Genomic DNA, 16,645 nt, shown 5'->3' with positions numbered 1-16,645 from the left:
CGCGGAACTCTATGACAACGCGGCGGCCTTGCGGAGGAGCACCGAGCGCTCGCGGGTGTTGCCGCACAGCCGGGCGGCCAGTTCCAACTCGGCGCGGGCCTCCGTGTTGCGGCCGAGTCGGGTCAGCAACTCGCCGCGTACGCTCGGCAACAGGTGTGAGCCCGACAGCCGGTCCGTCGCCACCAGCTCATCCACAATAGACAGCGCCGGACCCGGCCCCGACGCCATCGCCACCGCGACCGCGCGGTTGAGCTCGACGATCGGTGACGGCGCGACCCGGCCGAGGGCCTCGTAAAGGACCACAATCCGGTCCCAGTCCGTCTCCGTGACCGACGCCGCCGACGCGTGGCAGGCGGCGATCGCGGCCTGTAGCCCATACGGACCGAGGCCGCGGCCGAGCGACGACGCCCGGGTCATCGCCGCGCCACCGCGCCGGATCGCCGAGCGGTCCCACAGCCGCCGGTCCTGGTCTTCCAGCAGGACCGCCTCGCCGTCGGGGCCGGTGCGCGCGGGGAAGCGCGCGGCCGTCAGCTCGCAGAGCGCGAGCAGGCCGAACACCTCCGGCTCGTCGGGCAGCAGCGCGGCCAGCATGCGGGTCAGCCGGATAGCCTCGTAGGCCAGGTCGGTGCGCAGCAGGCGGTCGCCGGCCGTCGCCGTCGAGCCTTCCGTGAAGATCACGTAGAGCACGCTCAGCACGCCGCCGAGGCGGGTGCGGCGGTCGGACGCCGGTGGGAGTTCGAAGGGCACCCCCGCGGCGGCGATGGTCTTCTTGGCCCTCGTGATCCGGGCCTGGATCGTCGGCACCGGCACCAGGAACGCGCGGGCGATCTCCTCGCTCGACAGGCCGCCGACCGTACGCAGGGTCAGCGCCACCCGGGCCTCCGGCGAGAGCACCGGATGGCAGGCCACGAACATCAGCGCGAGGATGTCGTCGTCGACCCGGTCCGGGTCCCACGGGAGTTCTTCGGACGCGGGTGTGGCCAACGCCAGCGTGGCGTAGCGGTCGTCGAGCGCCGCCCGGCGGCGGAACGTGTCGATCGCCCGCCGCCGCGCGGTGGCCAGCAGCCAGCCGACCGGCGAGTCCGGTGTGCCGTCGCGGGACCAACTGACCAGTGCCTCCGCCACCGCCTCCTGGGCGACGTCTTCGGCGAGTTCGAAGTCACCCGTGTAGCGGGCCAGCGCGGCGACGATGCGGGCCGACTCGATCCGCCACACGGCCTCGACGGCCCGCCGCGCCGATTCGGCGGTCGGCGGGCCACCGGTGGCCTCGGCCATCAGAGCTGGCCGGTGCGCTCGCGCCAGGCCCGCTCCTTGACGACCCACTCGTTGTCCTGCGGGAACTCGTCGATGGTGGGCACCCGGCGGATCTCACACTTCGCGCCGGGGAAGGCCGGCAGCCGCTTGGCCCACTCGACGGCCTCGTCCTTCGACGCCACGTCGAGCATCCAGAACCCGCCGAACAGTTCCTTGGTCTCGCCGTAGGGGCCGTCGGTGACGACCGGCACCTCGCCGTCGTAGTCGACCACCACGCCCTGCGACGGGTCGTCCAGGCCCTCGGCCGCGACGAGCACGCCCGCCTTGATCATCTCTTCGTTGAGACGGCCCATCGTCTCGAGCATCTCCTCGAACGGGGTCTCCATCATCTTGGCGCCGGTCTCGTCGGTGCCGCGCATGATCAGCATGTACTTGGCCATCGTGGTTCTCCTCGTGAAGCTGGGCCGTTTCTCGACCCTTTCACGCCAAGGTCGAGTGGCCCGGCACCGGATCGACACGGTGGCCGGAAAAAGTTTGCCCGCAGATGATGATCTCGCGCAGGCGGTCGAGATCGCGCGGTTCGACCAGGCCGCGGGCCGCCAGGTCGTCGACCGTGCCGAACGGGCCGCGCCGGGACCGGTCGACGGCGATCGCCCAGGCCCGCTGCGGCCCGACGCCGGGCAGCGTCGCGAGGACCGGCTCGGGAACGGCGTTGACGTCGACCAGCCCGCCGTCGTCGAAGTGGCCGGGCAGGTCGGGTCGACCGACGCCGAGCTGGTGCGCGAGTGCCGGATGGTGCTGGAGCAACTGGCGTGCCTGCTCCCGCTTGACCCGGCGCTCGAGGTCGTCGTCGCGGCCGCGCTTGGGCAGGAAGTTGAGCACCGCTACGTGCACGGCGCCGCCGAACCACGCGAAGAACCACATCCCGATGGCGTAGCCGCCGGCGTTGGGGTCGTCGGCCGTGGCGTCGACGATCGCGCAACTGACGGCGCCGAGCCCCAGGTAGGCGAAGGCGATCAGACCGAGGATCCGGCTGCGCCGATTCACCGCGTACGCGCCGATGACGAGCCAGGTCACCAGTCCGGCGCCGGCCAGCGTCGCCAGCACCGCACAGAGCCGCACCCAGTTGGGCGGCGAGTCACCCCACCGCCACCCCCGCTGGCCCAGCCCGGGCCCCGGCCCCAGCGCCAACGGCAGGCCGGCAGGCGGCATCGGCACGGGCGAAACAGGTGACACGGGTGCCATGGGCGGCGCGGGCGCCATGAGCGGTACAGGCGGCGCGGCCGTGGGCACGCGCGGGTGCGGTAGCGCGGCCGCTTCCGCCGCCACGGGCGTGAGAAGCAGCGAAGGATCCGACCGCAGCATCCGCCGGTGCAGCTCCTGGAGCTGGCTGCCGGGGTCGACGCCGAACTCGTCGGCCAGGAACTCGCGGGCCGTGCGGAACGCCGCCAGCGCCTCGGCCTGCCGGCCGCTCCGGTAGAGCGCGAGGATCAACTGGTAGCGCAACTGCTCGCGCAGCGGGAACTCGGCGACCAGCCGGACCAGCTCGGGCACCAGGCTGGCGTGCCGCCCCCGGGCCAGCTCGACCTCACCCAGCGTCTCGTAGGCCGCGCACCGGGCGTCGCCGAGGCGCTCGCGCGCCGCCGTGAAGTAGCCGCCGGACAGGCCGGCCAGGGCCTCGCCCTGCCAGAGCGCCAACGCGGCGCGCAGCTCGGCGGCCGCCTCGTCGAGCTGGCCGGCGGCCTGGCTGGCGCGCGCGGCGCGTACACAATCGTGAAAGAGGTCGATGTCCAGGCCGTTGTCGGGCACCCGCGCGAGGTAGCCGGCCTCGGTCAACGCCAGCAACTGACCAGGGGTACGCGGCGACCGCTCGGGCTCCAGCGCCCGGCGCAGGCCGGCGATGTATTTCTGGACGACGTTGGCGCCGTTTTCCGGTGGTTCGTCCTGCCAGACCGCGTCGACGATCTGCGCCGTCGGGACGGGCTTGTTGGCGTTGAGCAACAACACCGCGAGCACGGCGCGCTGTTTGCCGGGGCCCAGGTCGATCTCCTGGTCGTCGTCGACGACCCGGATCGGCCCGAGGATCTCGAAGCGATGCGGCAAACCCTTTCCCCTCGCCCCTCGCTGACCTCGGATAACGCCTGGTCTCGCGTGCACGGCAGCCGCTCGGCAGTGCACCGCAGCATAACGGCATCGGTACGGCAGCGGGTTCCCCCAGCATCTCCGCCGTGACACCTCGACCGACGGAGAGAATCGCAATGAGACGACGCATCATCACCGCCCTCGTCGCGGGCACGGCGACCGCACTGCTCGCCGGCTGCGGGGCACTGGGTAGCGAGGCGGCATCCGCCCCGGTGACCACCGCGCCACCGTCCGCGCAGGAGAAGCTGGCGGCGGCGGTCCCCGACGGGTCGGCCGGCCGGTACGCGTTCTCCTTCAAGGACGGTGCGAGCAGCACCAGCGGGGTGGTCGATCCGAAGAGCCAGCGAATCAGCATGACGACCGCGTACAAGGAGCCGGAGGTGGGTTTCACCCTGACCATGTCCTTCCTCCTGGTCGAGAAGGACGAGTGGGTCAAGATCAGCTTTGACAAGAAGATCCCCGGATTGCCGCAACTGCCGAAGAAGTGGTTGAAGGTCGACAAGTCGAAGGTCGACGAAGACCCGTTCACCAACCTCGAGGACCCCGACCCGGTCGCGGCCGCCGCGCTGTTCGACGCGATCGTCAAGGTGACGGAGGACAAGCCCGGCACGTTCGCCGGCACCCTCGACCTCACCAAGGCGGCGGAAGCGCAGATCGTCGACGACGAGGGCATCAAGGCGCTGGGTGCCAAGGCCAAGGCGGTCCCGTTCACGGCGACGCTCGACGACGCGGGCCGGCTGGCGACGATCGACATCAAGGTGCCGGGGTACGCCAAGGTAAAACCGTTTACGCATCATGCGACATACAGCAAATACGGCAGCGCGCCCGAGGTGAAGGCACCGGCCGCCAGCGCGAGCCAGGAGGCCCCGGCGGCGGCCTACGAACTGCTCAACAGCTGAGGTGTGGCCCGCCCGGTCCGGTGACAATCGGGGGTCAGACCGGGCGGGCCGGCCGGCCGGTGAGCGCGGTGACGGCGTCTGACACGCGCTCCCACCGGCCCTGCCGGATCGACTCGAACATCGAGCAGTAGGCGTAGACCCACCACGGCTCCTCGCCTCCCCTGGCCAGCGTCGCCCCGAACTCGGCGACGCTGGTCTCGGCGTGTGCGAATCCCGCCTTGGCGACGACCTCGGCAACGGTCAGGCTCTCCGGCCCGGTCACGTCGTGCTCCCGGTTGGTGGGCGTGCCCAGCGCCAACGCCGCCAGGCAGCGCGCCACGTCGTCGCGGGCGACCAGCGAGACCCGCGCGTCGGCGGCCGGCAGCGCGACCTGGTCGCCGGCGCCGCGCACCAGGCCGAGGAAGAACTCGGCGAACAGACCCGCCCGAACGATGGAGTACGCGAGCCCGCTCGCCCGCAGCATGCGCTCCGTGTCGCCGTTGGTGAACGCGTAACAGAACGGCGAGTCGAGCGCGACGTCGAGGCCGCTGAGCAGCACGACGTGCCCGACGCCGGCGGCCGTCGCCGCGTCGAGCACGTTGCGGTGGTGCACGACCACCCGGGCCGCCTCGCCGTCACTGGACACGAAGACGAGTGTGTCCACACCGGAGAAGGCGGCCAGCAGCGCCGCGGGATCGTCGTACGCCGCGGTCCGGCTGTTGAGGGCGACCACCTCGGGTCCGCCCGCCGCCGTCAACAACTCCACGACCCGGCCGCCGAGCCGTCCCGTACCCCCGGTCACTGCGATCTTCATCGCTTCTCCCCGCTCTTTCCGCACCTCAGGGCTGATCTTGCCGGGCGTCGCCCGGACATGCCTGACCGGGGGACACACCGGTTGTGCGCGCGGGTGCACAATCGGGGATTGCAGAGGTCTTGACGCGCGACCCAGCGCGACGAGACGACGGTAGGGAGCGGTAGTGCGCGGTCAGGCACTGGTCGGCAAGATCGGCGTGGTGGTCACCGCGGTCCGCGGCGGCGACCGGGCCGGCGAGATCCGGGTCAAGGTCCAGGGCGTCCCCCATCACTACCTCGCATACGCCGTCGAGCCGATTGCCATCGGCGCTCATGTGCTCGTCATCCACTACCGCGGCGCGCGCCAGGTGGATGTCGAACCGTGGTCACCGACGCCACAGCACACACCATGAAAGAGGCGCAGCAATGTTCGGTTACCGGGTGCCAGCACCCAACGAGGCGCTCCTGATCAGCGGCCGCAAACAACGCGGCGCGGACGCCCTACCGTTCAAGATCGTCACGGGTCACGGCACCTTCGTCGTCCCGATCTTCTCCAAGGCCACCCGCCTGACCCTGGCGATGCAGGAGGCCGAGGTCGAGGAGGACTGCTACACCCAACAGGGCCTGACCTTGGGCGTACGGTCCGTGATCGCCTTCAAGGTCGGCGACGACCACGAGTCGATCGCGGCGGCGGCCCGCCGTTTCCAGGGCGACCAGTCGCAGATGCCGGTCCTGGTCGGCCGCATCTTCAGCGGCCACCTGCGCAGCATCATCGGCAGCATGACGGTCGAGGCGATCATCCGCGAGCAGCAGACCCTGGCCGACGCGATCGTGGATGCCAGCAAGACGGAGATGGCGCGGATCGGCCTCGACATCGACTCGCTCCAGATCAGCAGCATCGACGACAAGGGCGCCGGTTATATCCGGGCACTGGCGGCGCCGCACCAGGCCCGGGTAAACCAGGAAGCCAAGGTGGCGCAGGCGATCGCCGACCAGGCCAGCGCGATGGCACAGCAGGAAAGCGTGCGCAACCAGGCGGAGTACGCGCGGCAGACCGCGATCGCGCAGGCGCACTATCAGGCGGAGATCGACCAGGCGCAGCAGACGGCGGCACAGGCCGGCCCGCTGGCGGCGGCCCAGGCGCAGCAGAGCGTGCTCGTCGAGCGGGCGCTGGTGGCGCAGAAGAACGCCGAGTTGCGGCAGGCTGAGCTGGTGGCCGAGGTGGTTCGTCCGGCGCAGGCCGAGGCCGAGCGGATCACCACGCTGGCCCGGGCACAGGCCGACGCGACGAAGCTGTCCGCGGAGGCGGCTGCGGCTTCGGATCGGATCGCCCTGGACCAGCTCGTCATCCAGCAGCTTCCGGAGTTGTTGCGGGCAGCGGCGCAAGGATTGCAGGGCGCCAACTTGACGGTCCTCAATGGAGCGGAGGGCCTCAACAGCGTGGTGGCGTCCCTGGCTGCCCAGGGGATGGCGCTGTTGGACACCGTGCGCAAGGGAATGGACGCGTCGCCGTCGGCAGCCCCGCCGGTGATCGCCGCCCAGCGCGAAGCGTAGGTAGCGGTCTTGGATGAGGCGGAGTTCTGGCTGCGGCTGGAACTCCGCGTCAGCGCGGAGTTCCGGGGTTTCGAGGACCGGCACCTGCGCCGGCACTGGTGTGACGGTCTGATCGCTGAGGAATATGAGCTGACCGGTGCGCCGCCATGCGTCCGCGGTGCCGCCTGGTGCGGCGCCAGCGGGCAGGAACGGTGGCGGTTCGTGCTGTTCGTCGACCCGGCAGCGCGGTCGCGCGCCGAGATCGACTGGTCGGCGCTGCTTCCGGACAACCGGGCGACGGGTTGGCTGTCGGTCGACCCAGCTAACAAGACTTTCGTGATGGATCCGCTGTCGGGCTATCCCGACTGACTGCTTCCGGCGAGTGTGCCAGCGAAGATCAACTAGCAGGGGGCGGGCATGGGCGCATCGTGGTGGGACTACTACGTGGCGTATCAGCCGGATCTCGACGCCGCGTTGGATGAGTTGCGTCAGCATGTCTTCGACACGGGCGACTATTGGTGGGCGGTGCCGTATCAGTTCGGCACGTCGGCTGCCGACTTCCCGAATCGGCCGCGGACCGAGGACGAGTTGTGGGAGCCGGAGAGGGTGCGGCAGTCGGGCACGCACTCCATTCTGGACATGGACCGAATGGTTGCCGACGGCGAAAAGCCCGAGATCAGCACGGTGCAGCCGGTCAGCGAGGCGGAAGCCCTCGCGAAGATCGGCGTGGCGAAGCTGACCCGCGACCACGTCGAGGCGCTCAAGCCGCTCGCCGAACAGCGCTGGTTCGGGCGGTGCGCGGTCCTGCACAACGCGGCGGGGGAGCCGGAGGAGATCTATTTCTGGGGTTTCTCCGGAGACTAGGCGATGGCGTGCTCGGCGGCGACGTGCTCGATCCGCAGGCGCACCAGCAACATGCCCGGCACGCTGTTGCGCCGGCCGTATTCGTCTGCGCGGTCTTCGCCCATGTAACGCGCGGCGATCCTGGCCGCCCACTCGCGCAACTGCCCAGGGTCCTCGGAGATATTCACTCGTCCGTTGAGCACCGCGAACGAATACGGAGGCCGCGCGTCGTCGACGCAGATGGCCGCCCGGGAATCCCGCACGAGGTTGTGTGCCTTCACGGTGTCGTCTTCGGTCGTGAAGACCAGATCGCTCCCATCAAGCAGAAACCACATGGGCGCGACGTGTGGGCTGCCGTCTGCCCGCACGGTGGCCAGCATGCCGGTGCGGGTGCCTTCCATGATGAAGGCCTTCCACTCGTCCTCGCTCATTTGCTCACCCATACAGAGCACGTTACGACCCCAACCACCCCAAGGTCCGCAAAAGCCCCGGCGACACCGCGGTGAGCACCAGACGTACTGTCGTGTTCATGATCAAACGGGTTCGGGTCGCGGTTGTGGGCGTCGGCAACAACACGTCGGCGCTGGTGCAGGGGATCGCGCTCTATCGGCAGACCGGCAGCCTGGTGGGCATCCGGACGCCGGTCATCGACGGCCTCGGGGTGGCTGACATCGACTTCGTCGCCGCCTTCGCGACCTCCGACGCCAAGGTCGGCAAGGATCTAACCGAGGCGATCTTCATGTCGCCCAACAACTTCCCGCGTCTCGCCGCGGATCTGGCTCCGGCGGGCGTCCCGGTGACCAAGGGGCTGGTCGACGCCACCGAGGTCGACCGGGTGGCGGCGGCGCTCGCGGGGGCCGAGGTCCTGCTCTACTCGGCGCCGAGCGGCCGCCCGGACACCGCCCGGGCCTACGCGGAGGCGGCCCGTGTCGCGGGTGTCGCCTTCATCAACACCACCTCGGACCCGATCGGGCGCGATCCACAGTGGATCGAGCGGTTCGAGGCGGCCGGGCTGCCGCTGCTCGGCGACGACCTGGCCAGCCAGTTCGGCACGTCGGTGCTGCACAACACGTTGCTGCGGTTGCTCGCCGAGCGGGGGTTGACCCTGACCAGTTCCTACCAGGTCAACCTGGGCGGCACGGAAGACTTCCGCAACCTGGTCGACAACCCCAACACCAAGAAGCAGTCCAAGCTCAACGCCCTGTCGGCGGCCGACAAGGTCCAGTTGGCGCCGCTCGGCTACCTGTCGCAGCTGAAGTCGCAGAAGGTGGCCCACCTCAACATCGAGGCGCAGGGCTGGGGCGAGACCACCGTGAGCCTCGATGTGAAACTGAAGGTGCACGACCCGAGCGGCGCGGCGGGCGTCAACATCGACCTGATCCGCATCGCGGCGAGCGCGCTCCGCAACGGCCGCGGCGGCTACCCGACCGAGGCGTCGCCGCTGCTCAAGTCGCCACCCGGCACGTCGATCTGACCGGTGTCGCGGAACCAGCCGACCGCTGGTGCGTTCCGGTATGCGTCTTCACGCTCGGCCGGCCACCGGTCGCGAAGCGCGGCCGTCATCTCGCGATCAGCGGCGGCAACGAAGGGGCGCCGCGGCGTGTGTAGGCAGCCGGGAAAATCCGCGGCCGCGAAGGCGCGGTGGGCCTCCCATTCCTGAGCCAGCAGTTCCGGAGTCAGGTGGTGAAGAACATAGACGCGCGGATCGAAGTCCCAGTGCCCGCCCTTGCTGTCGTTAGCGACCATGACGAACCAGTATTCGTGGTCGCGATAGGCGGCCAGGCCGGTGATCGGGCCGTCGTACCAACCGCTGAACCATAGTTTCTCGACCCCGGTCAGCTCGGTGAGGCCCGCGAGGCGCGAGGTGGGATGTGTCATGGGGTCACATTTTCTCGGATGGCGTCGTCGGGGAGGCGGGCCGGGCGGGCGTAACCTGACGGCGTGTTGCGGAGTTGGCGGTTGGCCGGTCTCGCCCTAGCCGTGGGCGTTTTCGTGGCCGTCGCGCAGTTCGCCGGCGGCGGCCACGTCCTCGCCGTCCTCGAGCTCGTGGCGTTCGCGCTGCTGGCGTACGCCTGGTCGCCCCTGGCCTTTCCCCGGTCCCTCAAAGCCGCACAGGCGAAAGAGCGCACCCGCCAGGATGGTCGGCCGATCATCTACTGGCGGCCCGGCTGCACCTATTGCCAACGGTTGCGCCTCCGGCTCGGCCGCGACGGTCGGCGGGCGCACTGGGTCAACATCTGGGCCGATCCGGCGGGCGCGGCGGCGGTCCGGGCGATCACCGGCGGCGACGAGACGGTCCCGACCGTCGAACTCGACGGCCAACCGCACGTCAACCCCGACCCGACGTGGTTGCGCGAACGGTTGCGCCAGTTCAGCTGAGCAGCGTGGCGCCGTCAAGGATCAACGGCGCCCAGGTCGGTGCGCCGACGGTGCCGTGTTTCGGGTCGATGCCGACGAAGTGTGCGGCGCCGAGGCGGGTGACGGTGTGCCGGGCCGTCCAGTCGACGGTCGAGCGTTGCCGGATGCGTTCGCCGCACATCCAGGTTTGCCGCCGATAGCTCACGATCGTCGAGTGTCCGTGGATCTGGGAGAACGGCATCGGCTGGGTGGCGTGCAGCCACGGCTCGTAGAGCCCCGGCCCGGCCTCCGCCCACAATGGGCCGTGATCGCGCCACAGCAGGTTGTCGGGCCTGGTGTTCAGCAGGTCGGCTGCGGTGGCCGCGGTGACCGGCTCGTCCAGCTCCCGCCAGGCGTCGACGGTCAGGCCGGCGTGGGTCACCAGGTATTCCTCGCCGTCGGCGGTGCGCACGGCGGCGGCCACCCGCATCCGTTCCTTGAGCCACCATTCCTCGAGTAGCCGGGCATCATCCTCGGCGAGTCGATGCGGCCAGAAACTGTCGCCACCCACGTATTGCGACTCGTGGTTGCCGATGAGCTGGGTCCAGCGGCCCGGAGGTTGTTGCTCGACGAAGGCCAGGACGCCGGAGCTGTCCGGGCCGCGGTCGACGAGGTCGCCGACCTGGATGACCCGGACGTCCGGATCGTCGAGCATCGGTGCGATCACTTTCGACAGCTCAGCCGGGCAACCGCCGACATCGCCGATCACCACGATCTTCGCCATACCGCCCCCGCGCCGCGATCACGATCCGAACCAGCCGACCGCGACAGTACGCCGATCAGCCGGTGTGTCGCCGCCTGGAGGTTGTCGAGCTCCTCGCCCCGGTGCTGCCGCGTACACCGCCGCTGCGAAAAGATTCCGGAGTGGTTGGTGTCCGTCCGCCGGTGCGCCGTTCGTCGAATGGTTGGAATCCATGAATGGAGGACCCATGCAATACGCCTTGCTCGCCTATTCGCCGCCCGAGGAGACCGACCGGGCCACCCGCCCGATTCCGGAAGCCCTCGCCACCAGGCTCGACCGGCCCGTCGTCGCCGGCTGGGCCCGCCTGCACGCCGACGAGTCGGCGACGACGCTGCGCAACGGCGAGCGCGGGACGCTGCTGACCGACGGGCCCTTCGTCGACAGCAAGGAATATCTGGCCGGGCTGATCCTGATCGAGGCCGACGACCTCGACGGCGCGCTCGCCATCGCCGAGGACATGCTTCAAACGACCAGACCCGGCACCGCCATCGAGGTACGACCAATCGTCGAGGCACGCCTCCGTGGCGCTTGAGGCCGTCGGGATCCTCGGCGACATCGAACTGGCCGAGGACGCGGCCGCCGAGGCGTTCGCTGTCGCCGCCGAGCGTTGGCCCCGCGACGGGGAACCGGCCAACCCCACCGGGCTGGCTCGTGACGACCGCCCGCAACCGGGCCATCGACCACCTGCGCCGACAGCGGGTCCTGAGGGCCAAGACGAAGCTGCTCGCCCGCGACCTCGAAACCACGCCCGCCGGACCGGAGGCCTCATGGACGACGCCGCCACCGTCGCGGACGAGCGGCTGGAGCTGATCTTCACCTGCTGCCACCCGGCCCCGGGCCCGAGGCCGGCCTGGCAATCCTCGACGGGCTCGACCTCGACCAGGGCCGAGTTCCTGAGCCGCCTCGGCCGCACCGACGAGGCCCGCGCCGCCTACCGCTGGGCGCTCGACCTCGCCCAGACCGACGCCGAACGCCGCTTCCTCGCCGACCGGCTCAACTGACTCAACTGGTGGCCCTGGCCTCTCACTTCGACCTCGGCGGGCCTAGCCGCGTTTACGGTGATGCGGTGTTCGCGCTCCAATTCCAGCGGTTCGGCGGTCCCGAGGTTCTCCAGGTCGGCGAAGCGGCCGAGCCGCACCCCGGCGCCGGCGAGATTCGGGTGCGGGTGCACGCGGGCGGCATCTCCCCGGTCGACCTCGGCCTCCGCGCCGGGACCACCCCGATGAGCCGGCGGCTGGCGCTGCCGCACATCCCAGGGGTCGACGCCGCCGGCGTGGTCGACGAGGTCGGCCCCGACGTGACGGGCGTCGCCATCGGCGACGAGGTGTTCGGCATCGTGAATGTCGCCCGGCTCGGCGGCGCCCACGCCGAGTTCGCGGTGTTGCAGTTCTGGGCACCCAAGCCCGCGTTGATGCCGTGGACCGAAGCCGGCGCCGCGGCGTCAAGCGTCGAAACCGCCACCCGCGCCCTCGATCTCCTCGACCTTCGCGATGGAATGACCATCGTCATCGACGGCGCCGCCGGTGGAGTCGGCAGCGTGGCCGTCCAACTCGCCGCCGCGCGCGGTGCGCATGTCATCGGCACCGCGCGAGCCGGCAACCACGAGTTCGTCACCGGGTTGGGCGCGCGCCCGACCACCTACGGCCCGGGCCTCGGCGGTCGCATCAGCGGAACCAAGGTGGACCGCGCCCTGGACGTCGCGGGCGGCGGTGGGCTCGCGGATCTGATCGACATCACCGGCGACCCCGGGCACGTGGTGACCCTCGCCGACTTCACCGCGGCACAGCACGGCGCGCGCATAACGACGGGACGGCTCGGCGGCGAACCCGACGGCAGCCACGGCCTCGTTGTCGCGGCGGACCTGTTCGCCGAGGGCCGCTTCCGGATGCCGATCGAGGCCGTGTTCCCGCTCGCCGACGGCGCCGCCGCACACGCTGCCGCCGGGCAGGGCTCCCGCCAGGGCAAGATCGTGCTGGCCTCATAGGCCGAGCACGGGCCTGCATTCCTCGACCCCGGACAGCTCGATGTCACCGCGGCGCCGCGCTGCCCATTCGTCGCGGGTCAACCGCCAGCGCAACAACTGCGCCGGCTCGCCGCGGCGGGTCGCCCAGTCGGTGCCGTTGCGGGTGTAGCCGAGCGCCTCCGACACCCGGTTGGACGCGTAGTTGTCGGCGAACGCGTCGCTGCCCGCCTCGCGGGCGTTGAAGCCCTCGAACGCGAGGTGCAGGATCGCCGCCCGGGCATCCTTGCCGAGACCGCGACCTCGGGCGCCGGGCGCCAGCCAGGAGAACGTGGTCACCGTGCCGAGCGCGGCGAAGTCGGCGCCGACCAGGTCCTGCATCCCGACCGGCTCACCGTCGTCGCAGACCACGAAATATAACCGCCAGCGGTCGGCGTCGACCCGCGCCCGGCCGGCCCAGATGCGGCGCAGCCAGCCCCACTCCCGGGTCGGGCTGTCCGCGTAGAGCGTCATCGGGTCGTCGAACGGCAGCGGCTCGCCCTCGTTGACCACGCCGGCCCGGACCACCGGCACGAGCCGTTCGAGAAGCTCGTCGGTGGCGGCGGCCAGGGTCAGCCGCGGGGTGCGCACGGCCAGGTTGAGCGGGGGATACGTGGACGGCATCGGCGCACCCTATCCGCGGCAATCCGGCCGGCGCTCGCGATTAACGGCAGACGCGCACGCCGCCGAAGACGCCATAGTTGCGCACCCGCACGGTGTGCGCGGCCGGCCCGGTCCGCTGCGCCTGCTCGATGTTGCTTCCGCCGAACAACGAGAATCCACCGACCTCGACGTCGACGTCGTGCGGCACGGTCAACGACACGCCGCCGACCAGGCTGACCTTGGTCAGAATCGACTCGGCCGTGTCGAACCGCGCCTCCGTCAGGTCGGCGTTGACGCCGCCGACGGCACTCACGGCGACCAGGTGCCGGCTCATCCGCCACGCGCCACGGCGCTTGACGCCACCGAGAAGACCGACGTGCCACTGGGTTTCGTTGTTCTCCATGGCGATGACGTTAGGGACCGCCCCGCTCCTGCGGCCCTGCCGTCCGTCCTGGACCGATCATGACAGTTGTCATCACGGGACCGCGACGACCTTCCCGGTGGCCTCGTTGTTCTCCATGTAGCGGTGGGCCGCGACGATGTCGGACAGGCCGAATACCCGGTCCACGTTGGGCCGGTAGGCACCCGCCTCGACCTCGTGGATGATCCGCTGCAACACGGCCGTACCCACGCTGCCCTTAATGGTGTCGCTGTGAAACGCCGTGAGCCTGGTCCCGGTCGGGATCATCGCGATCGGCTCGAAGTTTGGCAGCAGCCATCCGTTGAGCGAGCCCGACACGCACACGATGCCGCCCCGACGGACCAGCCGCAGCGAGTCGACCGCCGTGCTCGCGCCGACGAGATCCAGCACGTAGTCAGGCCCCTCCGGCCAGACGTCGTGCACGGGACCCGCCAGCGACCCGCCGGCATCGACGAGCACGTGGTCTACGGCCGCCACCGTCAACGCGCTGACCTTGTCGGGCCGCCGGGTCGTCGCCGCGGTCTCGACGCCGTGCCCCAAAGCGATCGACGCCGCCGCCAGGCCCACCGACGAGGTGCCGCCGCGGATCAGCAACCGGCCGCCCGGCTCGATCCCCAACGCGTCCAGCGAGCCCCGCGCCGTCAGGTAGGTCTCCGGCAACGCCGCCAGCACCTCCCACGGCAATGTGGAGGCGACCGGCATCAGCAGCGAGTTGGGCACCAGCGCGTACTCCGCGTACCCGCCGTCGAACTCCCGGCCCATCTCGCCCATCACCGCCGCGACGGTCGTCCCATCGGGCACCGAAGGATCGGTCGAGACGGCCACGACCCCCACGCACTCGATCCCGAGCACCCGAGGGAAGCGCACGCTCGGCGAGTGGCCCTGCCGGGTGCGCAGCTCCGACCGGTTGAGGCCGGCGCCCGCGACCCGCACCAGGCTCCAACCCGGCCGCACCGCCGGCACCGGCAGCTCACGGATCTCCAGCACTTCCGGGCCGCCCGCGCTGACACAGACCGCCGCTCGCATCGTTGTCGTCATGCGTTCACCGTCGCCGAAGCGGGCCTGGCCGGCTACCGATAGAATGCCAAACTATGCCTGTTGGCCGCCAAGCCGCCGCAACGCCGACGTCGCGGTTGTTGCCGTCGGCGGGCGTCCACCTGTGGCCGTCGGGCGGCACCAGCTCACAACATTCACACCCCCAAGGCCATCTGGTGTACGCGGCCCGCGGCGTCCTGTCCGTGCACACCGAGCGAGGCACGTCGATCGTGCCCGCCAACCGGGTCGCCTGGACACCGGGCGGCTTCACGCACTACCACCGCGCGCACGGTCAGACCGACATGCGGATCGTGTTCCTGCCGGCGTCCCTCGCCCGCCTCGCGCCGGACCATCCGGCCGTGTTCCTGGCCTCCGACCTGGCCCGCGAGCTCGTGCTCACCCTCACCGGCCCGCGCGACCACGACGACGCCGCGCGTGCCCGGCTGCAACGGGTTCTGGTCGACGAACTCCACGAAGCGCCCGAGCAGCCACTGCAACTGCCGGAACCACGCGACGACCGGTTGCAGGCCATCGCGGCGGCGCTCTACGACAACCCCGCCGACAACACCCCGCTGGCCGACCTCGGGCAGCGGATCGGGGCCAGCGCCCGCACGCTCAGCCGGCTGTTCCACGACGAGCTCGGCATGACCTTCTACGAGTGGCGCACTCAGCTACGCATCCACCACGCGCTGGTGCTGCTCGCCGACGGCCACGACACGATCCGGGTCGCCCACGCCTGTGGCTGGTCCAACCCGAGCAGCTTCATCGCCGCCTTCACCGCCATCATCGGCACCACACCCGGCCGCCACCGCGCGGGCCGCGCCACCGGCTAGACCTGGGGCGGGTTGTCCGGGACGAGCGCGCTGGCGATCTCCTTGCCCAGCGGGAGCGCGTTGTCCGTGCTCGCGTCCGAGGTCGGCCCCAGCGTCACATAGGCGATGACGAGCGTCTGCGTCTGCGTGTCGTAGTAGACGACACCGTGATAGCCCCCATAGGACGGATCCATGAACCACCAGTCGCCCGGGTGTGCGATGCCGTAGGCGAAGAACTTGTCCTTCGTCAGCGGTCCGAGGCCGGCCGTCGAGGGGGCCATCATGGCCTCGTGCTCGGCATCGGTCAGCAGCCGACCATCGGCGAGCGCCCGGATCCAGGTGGCGACGTCGGCGACGGTGGTCGTCATGTTGCCGCTGTGCAGGAAGGCCGTCGGGTTCCAGAACGACGAGTCTTCGAAGAATCCGCGCTCGTTGGTGTAGCCGTGCAGAAAGGGCTCGCCGATCTGCGACGTCAGCACGACTTCGCTGTCGCGCATCGCCAGCGGGCCGAGGACGCGTTCCCGCAACAGGTCGCCGAGCGGTTTCCCGGTCGCCCGCTGCAACACCTCACCCAAAACAACCAGATCGCTGTGGGCGTACGCCAAATTGGTCCCGGGTTCGAACAGCGGAGGTCGCTCATTGGCCAGCGCGAACAGTTGGTCGCTGGTGAATCCCGTGAAGGGGTTGGCGTAGAACTGCTTCAGGAACGTGGGGTTGGTGACGTAGTCCGAGATGCCGGACGTGCTGCTGGCCAGCATCCGGGGCGTGATCCGGTCGGCGCGGGGGAAGTCCGGCAGCCACGTCGCGATCGGTTCGTCCTGCGGCACAACGCCTTCGCCGTCGAGTTGCAAGAGGACGGTCGAGAGCATCGACTCCATCGGCTGGCCGATCCGCACCCGCATGTCAGGCGTGGCCGGCACTCCGATCGGCGAGTCACCGATCGCGCCCACGGCGACCACCTCGTCGCCCCGCCATACCCCGTACACCGCGCTGGTGAGGTCTTGTTCCTTCATCTTCCGTTCGATGATCTCGACGACCTTCTGGGCATCCGGATCGGCGTCGTGGATGCCGTCGCTGACGCGCAGCGTCGCGGGCCTGCTGGCGCCCGACGCGTTGAGGCCGAAGACGAGGACCGCGACGAAGACCGTAGCCGTCCACCGCCGCGCGCGGCTCGAAACCCTCATTCTCAGCCGC

At 70.3% G+C, this 16,645-nt stretch carries 22 protein-coding genes; 11 read left to right on the top strand and 11 right to left on the bottom strand.

What is annotated here, in order from left to right; translation table 11 throughout:
- Positions 1-9 precede the first annotated feature (9 nt).
- The 3 genes from DFJ67_RS03625 to DFJ67_RS03615 are packed head-to-tail and all read right to left on the bottom strand — an operon-like array spanning position 10 to position 3,357.
- Positions 10-1,275, bottom strand: coding sequence for an RNA polymerase sigma factor (locus DFJ67_RS03625; protein WP_203783024.1), 1,266 nt, complete (start codon positions 1,273-1,275; stop codon positions 10-12).
- Positions 1,275-1,694, bottom strand: a complete 420-nt coding sequence (locus DFJ67_RS03620) for a YciI family protein (RefSeq protein ID WP_116066556.1) — start codon at positions 1,692-1,694, stop codon at positions 1,275-1,277. The genes DFJ67_RS03625 and DFJ67_RS03620 overlap by 1 nt, the downstream gene beginning before the upstream one ends.
- A gap of 40 nt (positions 1,695-1,734) precedes the next feature.
- Entirely contained in the window at positions 1,735-3,357 is a 1,623-nt protein-coding gene (locus DFJ67_RS03615) for an AfsR/SARP family transcriptional regulator (RefSeq protein WP_170215733.1), read from the bottom strand.
- A gap of 155 nt (positions 3,358-3,512) precedes the next feature.
- On the opposite strand from DFJ67_RS03615, the gene DFJ67_RS03610 reads away from it, so the two are divergent.
- Positions 3,513-4,295: a hypothetical protein gene (locus DFJ67_RS03610; RefSeq protein WP_116066554.1), complete on the top strand. Its 783-nt coding sequence runs from the start codon at positions 3,513-3,515 to the stop codon at positions 4,293-4,295.
- Between the two features lie 34 nt (positions 4,296-4,329).
- Here the strand turns inward: DFJ67_RS03610 and DFJ67_RS03605 are convergent, their stop codons facing one another.
- Positions 4,330-5,088 carry an NAD(P)H-binding protein gene (locus DFJ67_RS03605; protein ID WP_116066553.1) on the bottom strand — a complete coding sequence of 253 codons (759 nt, stop codon included), beginning with the start codon at positions 5,086-5,088 and terminating at the stop codon, positions 4,330-4,332.
- A gap of 163 nt (positions 5,089-5,251) precedes the next feature.
- On the opposite strand from DFJ67_RS03605, the gene DFJ67_RS03600 reads away from it, so the two are divergent.
- The 4 genes from DFJ67_RS03600 to DFJ67_RS03585 are packed head-to-tail and all read left to right on the top strand — an operon-like array spanning position 5,252 to position 7,463.
- Positions 5,252-5,479, top strand: a complete 228-nt coding sequence (locus tag DFJ67_RS03600; protein ID WP_116066552.1) for an NfeD C-terminal domain-containing protein — start codon at positions 5,252-5,254, stop codon at positions 5,477-5,479.
- 13 nt (positions 5,480-5,492) lie between these two features.
- A complete protein-coding gene (locus DFJ67_RS03595) occupies positions 5,493-6,620 on the top strand; it encodes an SPFH domain-containing protein (protein WP_116066551.1) in 1,128 nt (375 codons plus the stop codon).
- Between the two features lie 9 nt (positions 6,621-6,629).
- Entirely contained in the window at positions 6,630-6,968 is a 339-nt protein-coding gene (locus DFJ67_RS03590; RefSeq protein WP_116066550.1) for a hypothetical protein, read from the top strand.
- 48 nt (positions 6,969-7,016) lie between these two features.
- Positions 7,017-7,463, top strand: coding sequence for a hypothetical protein (locus DFJ67_RS03585; RefSeq protein ID WP_116066549.1), 447 nt, complete (start codon positions 7,017-7,019; stop codon positions 7,461-7,463).
- On the opposite strand, the gene DFJ67_RS03580 is transcribed toward DFJ67_RS03585, so the two are convergent.
- Positions 7,460-7,873 (bottom strand): PPOX class F420-dependent oxidoreductase, encoded by a 414-nt coding sequence (locus tag DFJ67_RS03580; RefSeq protein ID WP_203783026.1) that lies wholly within the window; start codon positions 7,871-7,873, stop codon positions 7,460-7,462. The genes DFJ67_RS03585 and DFJ67_RS03580 overlap by 4 nt on opposite strands.
- A 98-nt stretch (positions 7,874-7,971) precedes the next feature.
- Between DFJ67_RS03580 and DFJ67_RS03575 the strand changes: the two genes are divergently transcribed.
- Complete coding sequence (locus DFJ67_RS03575) at positions 7,972-8,916, top strand: inositol-3-phosphate synthase (protein ID WP_116066547.1); 945 nt, start codon at positions 7,972-7,974, stop codon at positions 8,914-8,916.
- Here the strand turns inward: DFJ67_RS03575 and DFJ67_RS03570 are convergent.
- Positions 8,862-9,320: a hypothetical protein gene (locus DFJ67_RS03570; protein ID WP_116066546.1), complete on the bottom strand. Its 459-nt coding sequence runs from the start codon at positions 9,318-9,320 to the stop codon at positions 8,862-8,864. The genes DFJ67_RS03575 and DFJ67_RS03570 overlap by 55 nt on opposite strands.
- Before the next feature lie 63 nt (positions 9,321-9,383).
- Here DFJ67_RS03570 and DFJ67_RS03565 point away from each other — a divergent pair, with 63 nt between their 5' ends.
- On the top strand, positions 9,384-9,821 hold the full coding sequence (locus tag DFJ67_RS03565) for a glutaredoxin domain-containing protein (protein ID WP_116066545.1): 438 nt from the start codon (positions 9,384-9,386) through the stop codon (positions 9,819-9,821).
- On the opposite strand, the gene DFJ67_RS03560 is transcribed toward DFJ67_RS03565, so the two are convergent.
- The gene (locus tag DFJ67_RS03560; RefSeq protein ID WP_116066544.1) at positions 9,814-10,563 is read right to left on the bottom strand and encodes a metallophosphoesterase; all 750 of its coding nucleotides are present in this window, start codon (positions 10,561-10,563) and stop codon (positions 9,814-9,816) included. The two genes, DFJ67_RS03565 and DFJ67_RS03560, sit on opposite strands and share 8 nt — an antisense overlap.
- Before the next feature lie 205 nt (positions 10,564-10,768).
- On the opposite strand from DFJ67_RS03560, the gene DFJ67_RS03555 reads away from it, so the two are divergent.
- The 3 genes from DFJ67_RS03555 to DFJ67_RS03545 all read left to right on the top strand — a co-directional run bounded on the left by DFJ67_RS03555 (position 10,769) and on the right by DFJ67_RS03545 (position 12,565).
- The gene (locus tag DFJ67_RS03555) at positions 10,769-11,113 is read left to right on the top strand and encodes a YciI family protein (protein ID WP_116066543.1); all 345 of its coding nucleotides are present in this window, start codon (positions 10,769-10,771) and stop codon (positions 11,111-11,113) included.
- Positions 11,114-11,348: 235 nt separating this feature from the next.
- On the top strand, positions 11,349-11,582 hold the full coding sequence (locus tag DFJ67_RS43180; RefSeq protein WP_203783027.1) for a tetratricopeptide repeat protein: 234 nt from the start codon (positions 11,349-11,351) through the stop codon (positions 11,580-11,582).
- A 65-nt stretch (positions 11,583-11,647) separates the two neighbouring features.
- Positions 11,648-12,565 carry an NADP-dependent oxidoreductase gene (locus tag DFJ67_RS03545; protein WP_116066542.1) on the top strand — a complete coding sequence of 306 codons (918 nt, stop codon included), beginning with the start codon at positions 11,648-11,650 and terminating at the stop codon, positions 12,563-12,565.
- On the opposite strand, the gene DFJ67_RS03540 is transcribed toward DFJ67_RS03545, so the two are convergent.
- From DFJ67_RS03540 to DFJ67_RS03530, 3 genes are all read right to left on the bottom strand, one after another.
- A complete protein-coding gene (locus DFJ67_RS03540) occupies positions 12,560-13,204 on the bottom strand; it encodes a GNAT family N-acetyltransferase (protein WP_116066541.1) in 645 nt (214 codons plus the stop codon). The two genes, DFJ67_RS03545 and DFJ67_RS03540, sit on opposite strands and share 6 nt — an antisense overlap.
- Positions 13,205-13,244: 40 nt before the next feature.
- Positions 13,245-13,586: a LiaF domain-containing protein gene (locus tag DFJ67_RS03535; protein WP_116066540.1), complete on the bottom strand. Its 342-nt coding sequence runs from the start codon at positions 13,584-13,586 to the stop codon at positions 13,245-13,247.
- Between the two features lie 72 nt (positions 13,587-13,658).
- On the bottom strand, positions 13,659-14,642 hold the full coding sequence (locus tag DFJ67_RS03530; RefSeq protein ID WP_116066539.1) for a zinc-binding dehydrogenase: 984 nt from the start codon (positions 14,640-14,642) through the stop codon (positions 13,659-13,661).
- A gap of 173 nt (positions 14,643-14,815) precedes the next feature.
- Between DFJ67_RS03530 and DFJ67_RS03525 the strand changes: the two genes are divergently transcribed.
- Positions 14,816-15,472, top strand: a complete 657-nt coding sequence (locus DFJ67_RS03525) for a helix-turn-helix transcriptional regulator (RefSeq protein WP_239096943.1) — start codon at positions 14,816-14,818, stop codon at positions 15,470-15,472.
- Here the strand turns inward: DFJ67_RS03525 and DFJ67_RS03520 are convergent.
- A complete protein-coding gene (locus tag DFJ67_RS03520) occupies positions 15,469-16,635 on the bottom strand; it encodes a serine hydrolase domain-containing protein (RefSeq protein ID WP_116066537.1) in 1,167 nt (388 codons plus the stop codon). The two genes, DFJ67_RS03525 and DFJ67_RS03520, sit on opposite strands and share 4 nt — an antisense overlap.
- Between the last annotated feature and the right edge of the window lie 10 nt (positions 16,636-16,645).

The organism is Asanoa ferruginea (assembly GCF_003387075.1).
Lineage (GTDB): Bacteria > Actinomycetota > Actinomycetes > Mycobacteriales > Micromonosporaceae > Asanoa > Asanoa ferruginea.
The sequence above is the reverse complement of the archived record's forward strand: the minus strand, read 5'-3'. Positions and strand labels throughout refer to the sequence as shown.

Coding starts and splice junctions, on each gene's coding strand:
- DFJ67_RS03625 (WP_203783024.1), bottom strand. CDS start 1,275: ATGGCCGAGGCCACCGGTGGCCCGCCGACCGCCGAATCGGCGCGGCGG.
- DFJ67_RS03620 (WP_116066556.1), bottom strand. CDS start 1,694: ATGGCCAAGTACATGCTGATCATGCGCGGCACCGACGAGACCGGCGCC.
- DFJ67_RS03610 (WP_116066554.1), top strand. CDS start 3,513: ATGAGACGACGCATCATCACCGCCCTCGTCGCGGGCACGGCGACCGCA.
- DFJ67_RS03605 (WP_116066553.1), bottom strand. CDS start 5,088: ATGAAGATCGCAGTGACCGGGGGTACGGGACGGCTCGGCGGCCGGGTC.
- DFJ67_RS03595 (WP_116066551.1), top strand. CDS start 5,493: ATGTTCGGTTACCGGGTGCCAGCACCCAACGAGGCGCTCCTGATCAGC.
- DFJ67_RS03585 (WP_116066549.1), top strand. CDS start 7,017: ATGGGCGCATCGTGGTGGGACTACTACGTGGCGTATCAGCCGGATCTC.
- DFJ67_RS03580 (WP_203783026.1), bottom strand. CDS start 7,873: ATGAGCGAGGACGAGTGGAAGGCCTTCATCATGGAAGGCACCCGCACC.
- DFJ67_RS03575 (WP_116066547.1), top strand. CDS start 7,972: ATGATCAAACGGGTTCGGGTCGCGGTTGTGGGCGTCGGCAACAACACG.
- DFJ67_RS03570 (WP_116066546.1), bottom strand. CDS start 9,320: ATGACACATCCCACCTCGCGCCTCGCGGGCCTCACCGAGCTGACCGGG.
- DFJ67_RS03560 (WP_116066544.1), bottom strand. CDS start 10,563: ATGGCGAAGATCGTGGTGATCGGCGATGTCGGCGGTTGCCCGGCTGAG.
- DFJ67_RS03555 (WP_116066543.1), top strand. CDS start 10,769: ATGCAATACGCCTTGCTCGCCTATTCGCCGCCCGAGGAGACCGACCGG.
- DFJ67_RS43180 (WP_203783027.1), top strand. CDS start 11,349: ATGGACGACGCCGCCACCGTCGCGGACGAGCGGCTGGAGCTGATCTTC.
- DFJ67_RS03540 (WP_116066541.1), bottom strand. CDS start 13,204: ATGCCGTCCACGTATCCCCCGCTCAACCTGGCCGTGCGCACCCCGCGG.
- DFJ67_RS03535 (WP_116066540.1), bottom strand. CDS start 13,586: ATGGAGAACAACGAAACCCAGTGGCACGTCGGTCTTCTCGGTGGCGTC.
- DFJ67_RS03530 (WP_116066539.1), bottom strand. CDS start 14,642: ATGACGACAACGATGCGAGCGGCGGTCTGTGTCAGCGCGGGCGGCCCG.
- DFJ67_RS03520 (WP_116066537.1), bottom strand. CDS start 16,635: ATGAGGGTTTCGAGCCGCGCGCGGCGGTGGACGGCTACGGTCTTCGTC.